Source organism: Thioalkalivibrio denitrificans (assembly GCF_002000365.1).
Lineage (GTDB): Bacteria > Pseudomonadota > Gammaproteobacteria > Ectothiorhodospirales > Ectothiorhodospiraceae > Thioalkalivibrio_A > Thioalkalivibrio_A denitrificans.
Genome location: NZ_MVBK01000033.1, coordinates 17,328 through 31,474, shown reverse-complemented (window position 1 = coordinate 31,474; position 14,147 = coordinate 17,328). Strand labels below are relative to the sequence as shown.

12 protein-coding genes are annotated in these 14,147 nt (G+C 66.1%); 8 read left to right on the top strand and 4 right to left on the bottom strand.

The window, feature by feature from the left end; genetic code table 11:
- Positions 1 to 31 precede the first annotated feature (31 nt).
- The 3 genes from aat to trxB form a co-directional block, all read right to left on the bottom strand.
- The gene (aat, locus tag B1C78_RS05625; RefSeq protein WP_077278200.1) at positions 32 to 748 is read right to left on the bottom strand and encodes a leucyl/phenylalanyl-tRNA--protein transferase; all 717 of its coding nucleotides are present in this window, start codon (positions 746 to 748) and stop codon (positions 32 to 34) included.
- A gap of 8 nt (positions 749 to 756) precedes the next feature.
- Entirely contained in the window at positions 757 to 1,935 is a 1,179-nt protein-coding gene (locus tag B1C78_RS05620; RefSeq protein WP_077278171.1) for a GNAT family N-acetyltransferase, read from the bottom strand.
- 211 nt (positions 1,936 to 2,146) lie between these two features.
- On the bottom strand, positions 2,147 to 3,100 hold the full coding sequence (gene trxB, locus B1C78_RS05615) for a thioredoxin-disulfide reductase (protein ID WP_077278170.1): 954 nt from the start codon (positions 3,098 to 3,100) through the stop codon (positions 2,147 to 2,149).
- A 181-nt stretch (positions 3,101 to 3,281) separates the two neighbouring features.
- Between trxB and ald the strand changes: the two genes are divergently transcribed.
- The 4 genes from ald (at position 3,282) to B1C78_RS05595 (ending at position 8,984) form a co-directional block, all read left to right on the top strand.
- Positions 3,282 to 4,355 carry an alanine dehydrogenase gene (gene ald / locus B1C78_RS05610; protein ID WP_077278169.1) on the top strand — a complete coding sequence of 358 codons (1,074 nt, stop codon included), beginning with the start codon at positions 3,282 to 3,284 and terminating at the stop codon, positions 4,353 to 4,355.
- Positions 4,356 to 4,493: 138 nt separating this feature from the next.
- Positions 4,494 to 6,797: a DNA translocase FtsK gene (locus B1C78_RS05605; protein ID WP_077278168.1), complete on the top strand. Its 2,304-nt coding sequence runs from the start codon at positions 4,494 to 4,496 to the stop codon at positions 6,795 to 6,797.
- Positions 6,798 to 6,830: 33 nt separating this feature from the next.
- On the top strand, positions 6,831 to 7,448 hold the full coding sequence (gene lolA / locus B1C78_RS05600) for an outer membrane lipoprotein periplasmic chaperone LolA (RefSeq protein WP_077278167.1): 618 nt from the start codon (positions 6,831 to 6,833) through the stop codon (positions 7,446 to 7,448).
- Positions 7,449 to 7,649: 201 nt separating this feature from the next.
- Positions 7,650 to 8,984, top strand: a complete 1,335-nt coding sequence (locus B1C78_RS05595) for a replication-associated recombination protein A (RefSeq protein WP_077278166.1) — start codon at positions 7,650 to 7,652, stop codon at positions 8,982 to 8,984.
- Between the two features lie 230 nt (positions 8,985 to 9,214).
- Here the strand turns inward: B1C78_RS05595 and B1C78_RS05590 are convergent, their stop codons facing one another.
- Positions 9,215 to 10,636 carry a phospholipase D-like domain-containing protein gene (locus B1C78_RS05590; protein ID WP_077278165.1) on the bottom strand — a complete coding sequence of 474 codons (1,422 nt, stop codon included), beginning with the start codon at positions 10,634 to 10,636 and terminating at the stop codon, positions 9,215 to 9,217.
- Between the two features lie 173 nt (positions 10,637 to 10,809).
- Between B1C78_RS05590 and B1C78_RS05585 the strand changes: the two genes are divergently transcribed.
- The 4 genes from B1C78_RS05585 (at position 10,810) to B1C78_RS05570 (ending at position 14,142) form a co-directional block, all read left to right on the top strand.
- Positions 10,810 to 11,652 carry a sterol desaturase family protein gene (locus tag B1C78_RS05585; protein ID WP_077278164.1) on the top strand — a complete coding sequence of 281 codons (843 nt, stop codon included), beginning with the start codon at positions 10,810 to 10,812 and terminating at the stop codon, positions 11,650 to 11,652.
- A 5-nt stretch (positions 11,653 to 11,657) separates the two neighbouring features.
- The gene (locus tag B1C78_RS05580; RefSeq protein ID WP_139349818.1) at positions 11,658 to 12,632 is read left to right on the top strand and encodes a VTT domain-containing protein; all 975 of its coding nucleotides are present in this window, start codon (positions 11,658 to 11,660) and stop codon (positions 12,630 to 12,632) included.
- Between the two features lie 236 nt (positions 12,633 to 12,868).
- Positions 12,869 to 13,504: a TIGR04283 family arsenosugar biosynthesis glycosyltransferase gene (locus tag B1C78_RS05575; protein WP_077278199.1), complete on the top strand. Its 636-nt coding sequence runs from the start codon at positions 12,869 to 12,871 to the stop codon at positions 13,502 to 13,504.
- Positions 13,504 to 14,142: a TIGR04282 family arsenosugar biosynthesis glycosyltransferase gene (locus B1C78_RS05570; protein ID WP_077278162.1), complete on the top strand. Its 639-nt coding sequence runs from the start codon at positions 13,504 to 13,506 to the stop codon at positions 14,140 to 14,142. The genes B1C78_RS05575 and B1C78_RS05570 overlap by 1 nt, the downstream gene beginning before the upstream one ends.
- The last annotated feature ends 5 nt before the right edge of the window (positions 14,143 to 14,147 follow it).

Here is a 14,147-nt window from a genome sequence, read left to right as displayed (position 1 = left end):
CACCCGGGAGGGCGTCCATTTGAACGCGGGCTCAGCGACGTACAAGTTCCGGATCAGCCGACCAACGGTCGCTGTGGGGGGGCAGGGCGCACAGGCGATCGAGCCACTGACGGAACTCGCGCCGCGGCATGGAGCGGGCGCCCATGCGGGTCAGATGGCCCGAGGGTGTCTGGCTGTCCACGAGCGGATATCCCCAGTGTTCCAGATGTCTGCAAAGCACCACCAATGCCACCTTGGAACCATCACTGACCCGGCTGAACATCGACTCGCCGTAGAACATGCGGCCCAGGGAGACACCGTACAGCCCGCCCACCAGTGCCTCGTCCTGCCAGACCTCCACCGAGTGGGCGTAACCGGCCTCGTACAGCTGGTTGAACGCCTGCTGCATCCCGTAGGTGATCCAGGTGCCATGCACCCCGCGGCGCGGTTCCGCGCATCCGCGGATCACCTGGGCGAAGGCCTCGTCAAAGCTGATCCGAAAGCGTCCGCTGCGCAGCACCTTGCGCAGGCTGCGGCTGACGTGAACCTCGGAAGGGACCAGCACGGTGCGAGGATCGGGCGACCACCACAGGATCGGCTGGCCGGCCTCGTACCAGGGGAAGATGCCCTCGCGATAGGCACGCAGGAGCCGGGGCAGGCTCAGATCGCCGCCCGCCGCGAGCAGCCCGTTGGGCTCTGTGAGCGCACGGTCCGGATGGGGGAAGGGTTCGTCCGCCTGCCCGGGATGAAGCCAGGTGAGGGGATACATGACCGTGCTCAGCCTCTCCATGATCCGACGGCTCCCACGTCCGCGGGCCCCTGACCGTCGCGGAACGGGGAATGCGCCATGAGCTGGCGACAGTGGCGCCCCATGACCTGTTGTTCCCTGTGGCAGAAGTCGGCCACGGCCGCACCCAGTTCCTCGTGGGCCAGCCAGTGGGCCGACCAGGTGGGCGTGGGCAGGAAACCGCGGGGGATCTTGTGTTCCCCCTGGGCACCGGGTTCGAAGCGGGCCAGTCCCTCCCGAATGCAGTACTCGATGCCCTGATAGTAGCAGGCCTCGAAATGCAGGCCGTCGTAGTCACGGGCGCATCCCCAGTAGCGTCCATAGAGGCTGTCGCTGCCGCGGTAGCACAGGGCGGCAGCCACGGGCGCGCCGTCATGCTCCGCGAGCACCATGACCACGCCGCGCCCCAGTGCCCGGCCGGTCTCGCGAAAGAAGTCCAGGCTCAGCGTGGGAATGCCCATCTTCTTCTCGAAGGTGTCCATGTAGAAGCCATGAAAGGTCTCCCACAGGCCGTCCGGCACCTCGTTTCCGTGGAGGATGCGCAGGGCAATGCCCTGTTCGCTGACCCTGCGTCGTTCGCGGCGCACGTTCTTGCGCTTCTTTGAACTGAAGCGGTCAAGGAAATCGTCGAAATCCCGGTAGCCGTCGTTGCGCCAGTGGTACTGGCAGCCCATACGCAGGGAGAGCCCCTCTGCGCGCAGGCTCTCCAGGTCCGCGTCATCGGGGAACAGCCAGTGCAGACCGGAGACCCGATGGTCGCGAGCGAACCGGATACCCGCGCGGATCAACGCCTGACGCAGCATCGGCCCGTCGGCCCCGGAGCGCACCAGCAGGCGCGGCCCCGTGGCCGGCGTATAGGGGACGGACACCACCAGTTTGGGATAGTAGGCCAGTCCGGAACGCTCCCAGGCGGATTGCCAGGCCCAGTCGAACACGAATTCCCCGTAGCCGTTGGTCTTGGCATACATGGGCATGGCGGCCTGCAGCCCACCCGCGTCATCCTCGATCAGCACGTGCCGGGGCAGCCAGCCGTAGCGCGGGCCCAGGCAATCATAGCGTTCGAGCCCGGCCAGGAAGGCGTGGCTGACGAGGGGATTGCGATCGCCGCCCAGGGCGTCCCACGCCTGTGCCGGCACCTGGTCAAGTCGCTCGACGATCCGGATGTTCATGCCAGGATTAACCCGCATATCTCACCGGTCCCGGTGAGATATCCGGGCTAAAGTGGGAGGTGTGAGTCGGGAAGTGCGAATGCTCATGACCAGAACCTTCCAGGAGCGGCGACCCCGCCGCAAATTCCCTCCGCTCGCAGGAACGCGTCGAACACGGCGGCACGGATTCAGGTCACCGTCCTGTCGTTGATGTCCGGTCTCCGGATGGGATTCAACCGTTTTCCTCCAGGAAACGCTCGGCATCCAGGGCGGCCATGCAGCCGGTGCCGGCGGAGGTGACCGCCTGGCGGTACACGTGGTCCATCACGTCGCCGGCCGCAAACACCCCCGGCACGCTGGTGGCGGTGGCGTTGCCTGCGGTGCCGCTCTGCACCTTGATGTAGCCGTTGTGCATCTCCAGCTGACCCTCGAAGATGCCGGTGTTGGGCTTGTGGCCGATGGCGATGAATACGCCCATCAGGTCGATGTCGCGGGTCTCGCCGGATTTGACGTGCTTGATGCGCATGCCGGTCACGCCCGAGTCATCACCCAGCACCTCGTCGAGCACATGGTCCCATTCGATGGTGACCTTGCCTTCCTTCTCCCTGGCGAACAGGTGGTCCTGCAGGATCTTCTCGCTGCGCAGCTTGTCGCGACGATGCACCAGCGTCACATGCTCGGCGATGTTGGAGAGGTACAGGGCTTCCTCCACCGCCGTGTTGCCGCCGCCGATCACGGCCACCTTCTGGTTGCGGTAAAAAAAGCCGTCACAGGTGGCGCAGGCGGAAACACCCTTGCCCTTGAACGCCTCCTCGGAGGGCAGACCCAGGTACATGGCCGAGGCCCCGGTGGCGATGATCAGGGCATCGCAAGTGTAGCCGCCCACGTCTCCCTTGAGCCGGAAGGGGCGCTCCGAGAGATCCACCTCGTTGACGTGATCGAAAATCACTTCGGTATCGAATCTTTCCGCGTGGCGCTTCATGCGCTCCATCAGCTCCGGGCCCTGGACCCCCTGGTCGTCGCCGGGCCAGTTGTCCACGTCCGTGGTGGTGGTCAGCTGGCCGCCCTGTTCGAGGCCCGTGATCAGCACCGGGTTGAGATTCGCCCGCGCGGCATAGACGGCAGCCGTGTACCCGGCGGGGCCGGATCCCAGGATGAGCAGCCGGCAGTGCTTGGATTCGCTCATGTATACTGACTCCTGATTTCTTGTCGGTCTGGTAGGGTGTGATCCTGTGGCGCATCGGGCGGCAACGGATGGGACATGATCCGCCCACCCGGGTTCGGCGACGCGCGGGGCCCGTATTATCCCGGCGCCACCCCGGCAAGTCACGCCCCGTCTCCCCGAGCACATGCCTCAAGGACGCCCTATGAAGGTCGGAATACCCACTGAAATCAAGCCATTGGAAGGCCGTGTGGGGCTGGTGCCCGCGGCCTGTGCCGAACTGATCCGCCACGGCCACGAGGTGCTTGTGCAGGCCGGCGCCGGCCACAACAGCGGCTACCGGAATGCGGACTACCAGGCGGCCGGCGCACAGGTCCTGGCGGATGCGGCCAGCGTGTATGAGGCTGCGGAACTGATCGTCAAGGTCAAGGAGCCCCAGGAGGCCGACCTGGCGCATCTTCGGGCCCACCATCGCCTTTTCTGTTACCTGCACCTGGCGGCCAATCGGGACCTGGGGGCACGGCTGAAGGAGGTCGGGCTGACCGCGGTGGCCTTCGAAACGGTGCGCGCGGGTGGCATCCTTCCGCTGCTCGCCCCCATGAGTGAGATCGCGGGGCGCCTGGCGCTCCAGGTGGGTACATACCTCCTGCACCAGCCCCACGGCGGCAGAGGGCTGTTGCTGGGCGGGCTGGCCGGGGCACACCGCGGGCATGTGGTGGTGCTCGGGGCCGGTGTGGCAGGCGGCGCGGCGGTGCACACGGCCGTCGCCCTCGGGGCGCGGGTGACCGTGTTCGACATCGACCGGGAGCGCATGAACGCCATGCGGGCCGTGGGCCACAATGTGACCGCCCTCTACGCCTACCAGCAGGCCATCGGGGAGACTCTGCCCTCGGCGGACCTGCTGATCGGGGCGGTGCTGTTGCCGGGGCGACGCGCACCGCACCTGGTCAGCCGCGAAATGATCCGGTGCATGGCGCCCGGCAGCGTGGCCATCGACATCTCCGTCGATCAGGGCGGCTGCATGGAGACCACGCGGCCCACCACCTACGAAGATCCGGTCTACGTGGAGGAAGGCGTGAGTCATTTCTGTGTGACCAACATGCCCGGTGCCGTACCCCGCACCGCCTCCCAGGCCCTGTCGGCGAGCCTGATCCCGCACGTCCTGCGCCTGGCCTCGCCGGACTGGGATGAGGATCCGGCGCTGATGGAAGGCGTCAACGTGCGCGCGGGGGCGTACGTGAATCCGGCGGTGAAGGCGGAGTTGGAAGATCAAGGATGAAGGAAGAAGGTTGAAGGATGAAGTGGCAGGCAGGACTTGTGAACATGGGACAATCGCTCCGTACCAGTCATTTCATGCTTCCAAATTTGTAATTTAATTCATAGAATTACGATTTATTCCTCACGCGGATACTGAATCTTGGCCCAGGCGACTCAGAAGAAGACCGGCGGCAGGCCGCTTTCGGCGCATGTGGGGCGTGGGCTGCGGGAAGGGGCACTGCTGGTGCTTGGCGCGGCAGCCGCGTACCTGCTCATCGCCCTGATCACGTTCAACCCGGCGGATCCCGGCTGGTCCCACACCGGCAGCGGGCTTCGGGTGACCAATCTGGGCGGCCGGGTGGGGGCCTGGTTTGCGGATGTGTTCTTCTACCTGTTTGGTTACCTGGCGTATCTGGCGCCGGTGATCGTCGGCTACAGCGGTTGGCTGCTTTACCGGGGGCGAGCGGACACGGGGGAACTGGACCTGCGCACGCTGGGCATTCGCTGGGCCGGGTTCGTGCTGACCCTGGCCTCCGGCTGCGGCCTTGCCACCATGCATTTCGGACCCGGCGTGCTGCCGCTCAATGCCGGTGGCATTCTCGGAGAGGTTCTGAGCGTTCTGCTGATCTCGGGCTTCGGCATGGTAGGCACCACGCTGCTGCTGCTGGCCCTGTTCCTGGCCGGTGTCACGCTCTTCACGGGCTTGTCGTGGTTTGCCGTCATGGACACCGTCGGTCATTACACCCTGGTGTTCATGAACACCGTGCGTGAGCGCGTCGTCGAGGCCCTGGAGCGCCGGGCAGGGCGCAAGGCGCGAGAGGCCCGGGAGACCGTTGTCCGGGCGGAGACCGAGAAGGTACGCGCCCGGCCGAAACCACGCATCGAACCGGTGGTCAGCAAGCTGCCGCCCAGCGAACGGGTCCAGCGGGAGAAGCAGATTCCGCTGTTCAAGGGGGCACGCTCGGACGCGCTGCCGCCCCTTGCGCTGCTGGATCAGGCAACGCCCCACGAGGGTGGTTATTCCGAGGCCAGCCTGGAGGCCATGTCACGCCAGGTGGAGATCAAGCTCAAGGATTTCGGCGTGGATGTGGAGGTGGTGGCCGTGCACCCGGGGCCCGTGATCACGCGCTTCGAACTGCAGCCGGCGGCGGGTGTGAAGGTGAGCCGCATCAGCGGGCTGGCCAAGGACCTGGCGCGCGCACTGTCGGTGATCAGTGTGCGCATCGTGGAGGTGATTCCCGGCAAATCCACGGTGGGGCTGGAGATCCCCAACGAGCAGCGCGAGCTGGTGGTGCTCTCGGAGATCCTTCAGTCACAGGTGTTCGAGAACTCGGCCTCGCCCCTGACGCTGGCGCTGGGCAAGGACATCGGCGGTGTGCCCATTGTCGCGGACCTGGCGCGCATGCCGCACCTGCTGGTGGCGGGCACCACGGGCTCCGGCAAGTCCGTGGCCATCAACGCCATGCTGTTGTCGCTGCTCTACAAGGCGCGACCGGACCAGGTACGCCTGATCCTGATCGATCCCAAGATGCTGGAGCTCTCGGTGTACGAGGGCATTCCACATCTGCTCGCGCCGGTGGTGACGGATATGAAGGACGCCTCGAACGCCCTTCGCTGGAGCGTGGCGGAGATGGAACGCCGTTACCGCCTCATGTCGCACCTGGGCGTGCGCAACATCGCCGGCTACAACCGCAAGGTGAAGGAGGCGGCGGAAAAGGGCGAACCCCTGCGCGATCCCTTCCACAAGCCGCAGCTGGAATTCGACGAGGAGGCGCCGGCCCCGGAGCTCAGGCCGTTGCCGTTCGTCGTGGTGGTGGTGGACGAGTTCGCCGACATGATGATGGTGGTGGGCAAGAAGGTGGAGGAATTGATTGCCCGTCTCGCCCAGAAGGCGCGCGCCGCCGGCATTCACCTCATCCTGGCCACACAGCGGCCCTCCGTGGACGTCATCACCGGCCTGATCAAGGCCAACATCCCGACCCGCGTGGCTTTCCAGGTCTCCTCCCGGGTGGATTCGCGCACCATCCTGGACCAGATGGGTGCGGAACAGCTGCTCGGCCACGGCGACATGCTCTATCTGCCCCCCGGCACTGCCCACCCCGTGCGTGTGCACGGGGCATTCGTGGCCGACCACGAGGTGCACCAGGTGGTGGACCACCTGCGCAGCCAGGGTGAACCGGAATACCTGGACGAGGTCCTAGAGGAACCGGAGTCGGGCGCCGCAGCGATCCCGGGGCTGGAACCGGTGGAAGGCGGCCCGGAGAGCGATCCGCTCTACGACCAGGCCGTGGCCATCGTGCTGGAATCCCGCAAGGCGTCCATCTCCTATGTGCAGCGGCGCCTCAAGATCGGCTACAACCGCGCCGCGCGCATGATCGAGGACATGGAGGCCGCCGGCGTGGTCAGCGCGCTGCAGTCCAACGGTAACCGCGAGGTGCTGGCGCCCGGTGGACGCGACGACTGAGACGTTCAATCCTTTCAATTCGAGACAACACGCATGCTCCGATACCTGACGACGTTCCTGTTGGCGCTGTCCGTGGTCGCACCGGCCATGGCCGATGACGCCCGCGCCCAGCTGGATCGTTTCTTCAACGACGTGACCGGTTTCGAGGCGCGATTCGAACAGCTGGTGATCAACGAACAGGACGAGGTACTGCAGAAATCCGAGGGCCAGGTGCAGCTGCAGCGCCCCGGCCGGTTCCGCTGGGACTACGAGACGCCGTACCGGCAGCTCATCGTCGCGGACGGCCAGTTCCTCTGGACCTATGACGAGGACCTCGCCCAGGCCACGGCGCGGCCCATGGAACAGGTGCTGGCGGGCGCGCCCATCGCCCTGCTCTCGGAGGAACGCCCGCTGCACGAATCGTTTCACATCGAGGTGGTGGGTGAACGCGCCGGCCTGAACTGGGTGGAACTCGAACCCCACGACCGGGATGCCGACTTCACCCGCATCCTCATCGGCATGGACGATCGGCGTATCGGCATGATGGTGCTGTACGACCAGTTCGGACAGCAGACCCGCATCCGCTTCTCCGACATGCGCCTCAACCCCGGATTTCCCTCCCGCACCTTCCGCTTCGAGGCCCCGGAAGGGGTGGACGTGATACGGAATTGAGAAGTGGGAATTGGGAAGTGGGAAAAAATGAAAAAGCCCACCGCGAAGGACGCAAAGGTATGCGCCAAGGGCACAAGGTTTTCTTGCGAATGATTTTTCCTCGCGTCCTTCGCGCATACCTTCGCGTTCCTTCGCGGTCGGCTTTAAAAGCCTGACCGTTGATTCCGACCCCGCCGCGCCCGGGGCGGCTATGATTGAACCATGACCGATCTTTTTGATGCCGTTGCCGTGGAGACGGGTCGTCCGCTGGCGGACCGGATGCGGCCGCGGACGCTGGACGAGTTCGCGGGGCAGGGGCACCTGCTGGCGCCGGGCAAGCCGTTGCGTCGGGCCATCGAGGAGGATCGGCTGCACTCCATGCTCTTCTGGGGTCCGCCGGGCACTGGCAAGACCACCCTGGCGCGCATGATCGCCCATTACTGCGGCGCGCAGTTCCTGACGCTTTCCGCCGTGCTCTCAGGCGTGAAGGACATCCGCGCGGCGGTGGACAGGGCGCGAGAACACCGTCAGATGCGCGGCCAACCCACCGTGCTGTTCGTGGACGAGGTGCATCGCTTCAACAAGGCGCAGCAGGATGCCTTTCTGCCCCACGTGGAGGACGGCACCATCGCCTTCGTGGGCGCCACCACCGAGAACCCCTCCTTCGAGCTGAACAACGCGCTGCTTTCGCGTGTACGCACCTACGTGCTGAAGGCGCTCACCGAGGCGGATATCCGCGCCATCATCGACGCCGCGCTGAGCGACACCGAGCGGGGCCTGGGCGGGCGCCATCTGCACATGGCCGACGAACTGCGCGATCGCCTGGCGAAGGCCGCTGACGGCGATGCCCGCCGGGCCCTGAACCTTCTGGAGATCGCGGCCGATCTGGCGGAAGAAGGCGACGAGGGGGCGCAGATCACCGAGGCCACGCTGGACGAGGTCACCAGCCAGGGGCTGCGCCGCTTCGACAAGGGCGGTGAGATGTTCTACGACCAGATCTCGGCCCTGCACAAGGCGGTGCGCGGATCCGATCCGGACGCGTCGCTTTACTGGCTGTGCCGCATGATCGACGGCGGCTGTGACCTGGTGTACCTGTCGCGGCGTATCGTGCGCATGGCAAGCGAGGACATCGGCAACGCCGACCCCCGGGGACTCACGCTCGCCCTGCAGGCATGGGACGTCTATGAGCGCCTGGGCTCGCCGGAAGGTGAGCTGGCACTGGCGCAGGCCGTGGTGTATCTCGCCTGCGCACCCAAGAGCAACGCCGTGTACACCGCCTACGGCCGGGCCATGGCCGACGTGCGCGAGCTGGGCAGTCTGGAGGTGCCCCTGCACCTTCGCAACGCGCCCACGAAACTCATGAAGGAACTGGACTACGGCAAGGACTACCGTTACGCGCACGACGAGCCTGACGGTTTTGCGGCGGGCGAGCGCTATTTCCCCGATGACATGCCGGAGCGGCATTACTACCAACCGGTGGATCGCGGGCTGGAGACGCGTATCCGCGAAAAGCTGGAGGACTTCCGGCGGCGCAACCGGCAGGCCCGTATGAAGTGAGAAGGGTGAATTGGGAAGTGGGAAGTGGCGACTCCTTGCTTCCCGCCATTCTGCGGGGTGGCGAGTGCGGTGCGGGTCCTGACACGTGCGCCTGAAAAGCGGACCGCGAAGGAACACGAAGGTATGCGCAAAGGCCGCAAGGGTTTTCGACAGGAGTTTTCCTTTGCGCCCTTCGCGCATACCCTCGCGTCCTTCGCGGTTCGCTTTTGGTCTCCCAAAAAGCAATAAGCTCAAAGATACGGCGTCAGCAAGCGGGCCGCGCCGTCGCGGAGTTGAACGGGCAGGGAACGGGCGTCGGCCTCTTCCAGGGTGATCTCGCGGGCGGCGGCGCGGCGCTGTTCGACCCACCGTTCCAGGTGTCCCCCCAACGCCGGATTCAGGCATTCCACGTTGAACTCGAAGTTCAGGCGCAGGCTGCGCGGGTCCCAGTTGGCCGTGCCCAGCAGGATCCACTCGCCGTCCACCAGCATGAGTTTCGTGTGGTCGAAGGGCGGTGGCGTGAGCCAGATGCGGCAGCCCCGTTCCAGGAGTTGCCAGTAGAGGGCCTGTGAGGCCCACTGCACCAGGCGCAGGTTGTTGCGCTCGGGCAGCAGGATATCCACGCGCAGGCCACGCAACGCGGCACCGTTGAGGGCCGCGATCAGCGCATCGTCCGGCAGGAAATAGGGCGTCATGACCGTGACCCGCTGGCGGGCCTCGGCGATGGCGGCATGGATGATCAGGCGAAGCGTCTCGAAATGCTCGTCGGGTCCGTCCGGCACGCCCCGGGCGAAGACATCGCCGGCCACCCCCAGATGCGGAAACCAGGCATCGCCCTGCAAGTACTCACCGGAGGAGAAATGCCAGTCGCCGGCAAAGACCCGCTGCATCTGCGCAACCACAGGCCCCTCCACACGAAACTGTAGATCCTGGATGGGATGGCGGCCGGGGTCAGCCAGGAGGTTGCCGGCGCGTATGTTCATGCCGCCCGTGAACCCGAGCCGGCCGTCCACGATAAGCAGCTTGCGGTGATTGCGCAGGTTGAAGGCGGCCAGGCTCCTGGGCAGGTGCATGGGCAGGAAGAGCCGGGTCGGGACACCGACGCGCCGCAGCTCTCGCACCATGCTGCGCCGGCTGTAGCGCGCACCCACCCCGTCGATGAGCACCCGTACCTGCACACCGCGCGCCCGCGCCCGGGCCAGCGCGTCCCTGAAGTGGATGCCGGCGGCATCGTGGTCGAAGATGTATGTGGCGAGCGAGATGCTGTGTTCGGCGGCGTCGATGGCCTCCAGCATCTGCGGATAGGCCTCGTCGCCGTTGACCAGCGGAGCGAGGCGGTTGCCGGCACACAGCGGAAAAAGCCCCAGGGCATCACCCACGGACGCCAGCGCGCGCCAGCGTTCGCCCACGCGGGCCGGTTCAACGACGAGGGGCAGGACGCCCCGGCCGGCGGATTCGCGAAGTGCCCGGGCCTTGCGCTTGATGCGGTTGACGCCCAGCAACCAGTAGAGAATGGAGCCGCCCAGTGGCAGCAGCATGATCAGCCCCACCCAGGCGATGACGGCACGGGTGTCACGCTTGTTGAGCACCGCATGGGCGGCACTGAACAGCGCGAAGGCCAGCACGAGCAGGGCGCTTACGCTGGCGATGATGGCCTGTAGGGTCTCCGGCAACACCGTTTGAAGTTTGAAGTGGGAATCGTGAATTGGGAAGGTACGCAATCAGGCGCGATCCCGGGTGGATTATGCGTGTACATGAAATCGTCAAACGATCTCTTGAATAAGACTTGGTTTAAAACTACAATCGGCTCACGAATCGGCTGATCAGTGACGGGAGACACCGGATCATGAGTGAATGGGTCATGAACCATGAGGCCACGCTGCGGCTCGGGTTCTTTCTCGGCATCCTTCTGCTGCTGGCGCTGTCCGAGGCGTGGTGGCCTCGACGGGGGCGCTCCCTGTCGCGACTTCAGCGCTGGACAAGCAATCTGGGCATCGTGGTGATCAACACCGTCCTGCTGCGTCTGCTGTTCCCCGCCGCCGCCGTGGGCATGGCGCTGTTCGCCCAGTCGGCGGGGTGGGGGATATTCAACACCTTTGAGTTTCCCTACTGGGTTGCGGTGCTGGTTTCGGTGATCGTGCTGGACTTCATGATCTGGCTGCAGCACGTGATGGTGCACGCGGTGCCGGCCCTGTGGCGGCTGCATCGCGTGCACCATGCGGACCTGGATTTCGACGTCACCACGGGGCTTCGTTTTCACCCCCTGGAGATCATCCTGTCCATGATCATCAAGTTCGGCGTGATCGCCGTGCTGGGTGCACCGGTGCTGGCCGTGATCATCTTCGAGATCGCGCTCAATGCCACCTCCATGTTCAACCACAGCAACCTTCGCCTGCCCATCGGGCTGGACCGCTGGCTGCGGCTGATCGTCGTGACACCGGACATGCACCGGGTACATCATTCCGTGGAGGATGACGAGACCAACTCCAATTTTGGCTTCAACCTGCCCTGGTGGGATCGACTGTTCGGAACCTACCGTGCACAGCCCCGGCAAGGGCACGACGGCATGACCATCGGCATCTCCACCTTCCGTGACCCCCGACAGTGCGATGGCCTGAAGGGAATGCTGCTCATGCCGTTTGTGGGCAAGGTCACCGACTACGCCATCAACCGGCGGCGCTGGGAGTGACGCGCGTGGACAGGCGACGTTTCGGGCTTCGCATCGCGCTGGTGGCGGTGGTCATCGCGGGGATCGCGGTGGCCGTGACCTTCCGGGACCGGCTCACGGTGGACGCGCTGGAGGTCTGGATCGGGGGGCTCGGGCCCGGGGCGCCCTGGCTCTTCATGGGCATCTATGCGCTGGCCGCGGTTTTCTTTCTGCCGGGTTCCGTGCTGACGCTGGCAGGCGGTGCCCTGTTCGGCCCGGTGTGGGGCAGCCTCTACAGCCTCACCGGGGCCACGGTGGGCGCCATCCTGGCCTTTCTCGTGTCCCGCTATGCGGCCTCGGACTGGGTGAGCCGGCGCGCGGGCGGGCGGCTCGCCACGCTCATCCGGGGCGTGGAACAGGAGGGCTGGCGTTTCGTTGCCTTCACGCGCCTGGTGCCGCTGTTTCCCTACAATCTCCTGAACTATGCCCTGGGCCTGACCCGCATTCCCATCGTTCCCTACGTGCTGGCCACCTTCGTGTGCATGGCGCCGGGCGCCATCGCCTATACCTACCTTGGGTATGCGGGGCGCGAAGCGATTGCCGGTGGCGAGAACCTCATCCGCACGATCCTGATCGCGCTGGCCCTGCTGGCCGTGGCGTTGTTCCTGCCGCGCCTGGTCACGCGCCTTCGCAGGGGCCGGGATCTCACGGTCACTGAACTCCACGAGGCATTGGCGCAGGAACGTGTGACCCTCCTGGACGTGCGCAGCCCCGCCGAGTTCGCCGAGGGCCACGTGGACCGCGCGGTTTTACTGCCCCTGGACGAGCTGCTGGCCGACCCGCAACGCGTCGCCGAGGCCCATGCCGGGCCGGTGGCGCTGATCTGCCGCACCGACCGGCGTTCGGCGAAAGCCCAGCGGGCCCTGGCGGCAGCCGGTGTGTCCGAGGCGAGAGTGGTGCAGGGTGGCATGGAGGCCTGGACCCGGGCGGGTCTGCCGGTGACAGGTGGGAAGGGCGTGTGAGTGCAGCGATCGAGGAGCCGCCGTGGCTGTCCGTCATCATTCCGGTCCTGAATGAAGGGCATAACCTGGCCCGCATATCTCACCGCCCTTCTACTGCGGCCGCCGATCTGCTCGCTGTGACGGGGCGTGCTCCCTCCAGCCGGCTTGACGTAGTGTCGGCTACGCCTGCGCCGTCTTCCGGTCCGCGCGCCCCGTCACAGCGGCATCTCGACGCCCTCGCTACGAACGGTGGTGAGATATGCGGGCTAGATGCGTTGCTGGACGCCCTTGAACCCCTGCGTTCAAGGGGCTGTGAAGTGATCCTGGTGGACGGCGGCAGCAGCGACGACACGCTGAAACGGGCAGAGGGCCGCGTGGACCGGATACTGGAGCACGCACGCGGGCGTGCCCTACAGATGAATGCGGGTGCCCGGCTGGCGCGCGGTCGGGCATTGTGGTTCCTGCACGCCGATTCCGGCGTTCCCGCCGATGCCGACCGGCTCATGGAGGCCGCCCTGGCCAGACGGGCCTGGGGCCGGTTCGACGTCCGATTGTCCGGCGCCCATCCGCTGTTGCGCGTGGTTGAAACCCTCATGAACCTGCGCTCGCGCCTGACCGGCATTGCCACCGGTGACCAGGGGTTGTTCATGCATGCCGAGGTCTTTCATGCCGTGAAGGGATTTGCGGAGATCCCGCTCATGGAGGACATCGACATGAGCCGGCGCCTCAAGCGCCACGCCGGGCGCCCGGCCTGCCTGAGGCGGCGCCTGATCACGTCCAGCCGACGCTGGGAAACGCGAGGCATCCTGCGCACCATCGTGCTCATGTGGTGGCTGCGCGGCGCCTATGCGCTGGGTGCGAGCCCGGAAACACTGGCCCGTTGGTACCGCTGATGCGTATCCAGGTGTTTGCGCGGGCCCCCCGGCCGGGAGAGACCAAGACCCGCCTGATTCCCGCGCTCGGTCCGGCGGGCGCGGCGCTCCTGCACGAACGCCTGATCCACCGGACCCTGGAGACCGCCCGGAGTGCGGCGCCGGCGGAGGTGGAGCTTTGGTGCACGCCGGACATGAGCGATGATTTCTTCACCGAGTGTGCCAGGCGCTACAACGTGCGCCTTCGCCTGCAGGCGGGCGGGGACCTGGGGGCACGCATGCATGGCGCCCTGAACGATGCCCGCGGCGCCGGCACACATGCCGTGCTCGCGGGTACGGATTGCCCGGCACTGACAGCTGATCATCTGCGCCGGGCCATGACCTGGCTGGACGCCGGGGCCGACCTGGTGCTCGGACCGGCCGAGGACGGCGGTTACGTGCTGATCGGCGCCGGACGGGCCGAGGCCGAACTGTTCAGGGACATGCCCTGGGGCACGGACCGGGTGTTCGTCGAGACATGCAAGCGGGCCGAGGATCTCGGGCTGGATGTCCGTTGTCTGGAGGTGCTCCCCGACCTGGATCGCCCGGAGGATCTGGATCTGGAGCGCTTCCCGGACCTGGCCGATCCGCCAAGGAAACCAAGGGGTCAGAGTCGTTGAAAACC